The organism is Mesorhizobium sp. M7A.F.Ca.CA.002.04.1.1 (assembly GCF_004022805.1).
GTDB lineage: Bacteria > Pseudomonadota > Alphaproteobacteria > Rhizobiales > Rhizobiaceae > Mesorhizobium > Mesorhizobium ciceri.
In genome coordinates this window covers 1-1,695 of sequence record NZ_RZPL01000962.1, presented here as the reverse complement: position 1 = coordinate 1,695, position 1,695 = coordinate 1, and the positions used below count along the sequence as shown (strand labels likewise).

Genomic DNA, 1,695 nt, shown 5'->3' with positions numbered 1-1,695 from the left:
GGGTTGGCGCAACGCGGCTCGTCAGCCGCGCCGTATACACCAACACACCACCCAACGGCGCTTTCCGAGCTTGCAACGGCGTCTACAACACCTTCGCGTTGGAGCGACACACCGACGAAATCTGCGATGCGCTAGGCTTCGACCCAATGGAGTTCCGGAAGAAAAATGTCCTGGGAGATGGCGATCTCGGTGCCACGGGGCAGGTTTTCGAGGCCGACGTGCTGGGTCCGATGCTCGATCGCATGGAGACACTGCGCGCCAGCACCGGTACATCAGAGGCCGAGGCCGACGGCAGGCTCTATGGAATTGCGACCACGGTCGGCACATGGTTCGTTTTCGTCGGGCCTTCGGCGGCGACGGTGAATTTGAACGCCGACGGCAGCGCAACGCTGGTCACCTCGGGTGTGGAGATCGGATCCGGCACGATGGTGCAATCCCTGCCGCAGATCGTGGCTGGGCAGCTCGGGCTTGCTCCCGACCAGGTGATCGTGCGCGAAGCCGATACGGATGCCGCCGGTCTCGATGTCGGCGTTGGCGGTGGGCGCACCACCGTGTCCATTGGTGCCGCGAGCATCGCCGCCTGCGCGGAAGTGCGGGAGAAGCTGCTTCGGACCGCCGGCGAGATGCTCCAGACCCGACCGGAAGACCTGGTGCTGCGGGACGGTCGTGTCGAGATCACGGGACGTCCCGGTTCCGGCATGTCGATCCCCGCTGTCGTCGCCCATGCACAGGCAACCACTGGCCCGATCACCGGAAGCGGGGCCTTTGCCGCCAGGAACACTCCGGCAATGTCCGGCTGCGCGATGGGGCATTTCATCGATGCGCTCGACATTCCCGTCTTCGTCGTTCACGAGGCCGAGGTGGCGGTTGATCCGGACACCGGCCATGTCGAGGTGCTGGCCTATCGCGTAGTTCAAGATGTCGGCCGCGCGCTCAACCCGCGCGCCATCCTGGGCCAGATACAGGGCGGCGTGGTACAGGGGCTCGGCTATGCGTTGCACGAGGAGGTGACGCTCACCGCCGACGGATGCATCGCGCAGGACGATTTCGAGACTTATCGCCTGCCGCTGGCGCAGGATGTGGTTCCGGTCGCCGCCGACCTTTACGAGGGCGCGCCGTCGATGGGGCCTCTAGGCACCAAGGGTGCGGGCGAGGTCCCGATCCTGGCGGTGGGCGCGGCGATCGGCTGCGCTGTGGCACGCGCCATCGGCAAGCCGGTGCGGCAGCTGCCACTGACGCCGCCGCGCGTGCTTCGACTGCTGCATGAGCGCGAACCACCGCCGGAATTCCCGCACATCGCCCCCGGCTGGGCGTTGAACACTCTGGGCTGAGGCAAGTAAACCATGGTCACCCTGAACTGCGACATGGGCGAAAGCTACGGCAACTGGCGCTTCGGTGACGATGCCGGCATCATGCCTCATATCGATTGCGCCAACATCGCCTGCGGCTTCCACGCCTCCGATCCATGGACGATGCTGAAGACCGTGCGGCTCGCCCTTTCGCATGGCAAGCGGGTCGGCGCGCATCCCTCCCTTCCCGATCGTGAGGGGTTCGGCCGGCGCGAAATGAGACTTCAGCCGGAGGAACTGACAGCTGCCTTCCTCTATCAAATCGGTGCTCTGACAGGGATGCTGGCCGCCGAGGGCGGGCAACTCAGCCATGTCAAGCCGCATGGCATCATTTACGGCATGGCCG

Annotated in this window: 2 protein-coding genes; both read left to right on the top strand. The window is 65.4% G+C overall.

Annotated features, from left to right (window positions below):
* Positions 1–1,331 (top strand): molybdopterin cofactor-binding domain-containing protein (locus ENZ75_RS31020; RefSeq protein ID WP_164888146.1); only part of this gene is annotated, 1,331 nt, incomplete at its 5' end.
* A gap of 12 nt (positions 1,332–1,343) precedes the next feature.
* A partial coding sequence (locus ENZ75_RS31015; protein ID WP_206617142.1) for a LamB/YcsF family protein occupies positions 1,344–1,695 on the top strand: 352 nt, incomplete at its 3' end.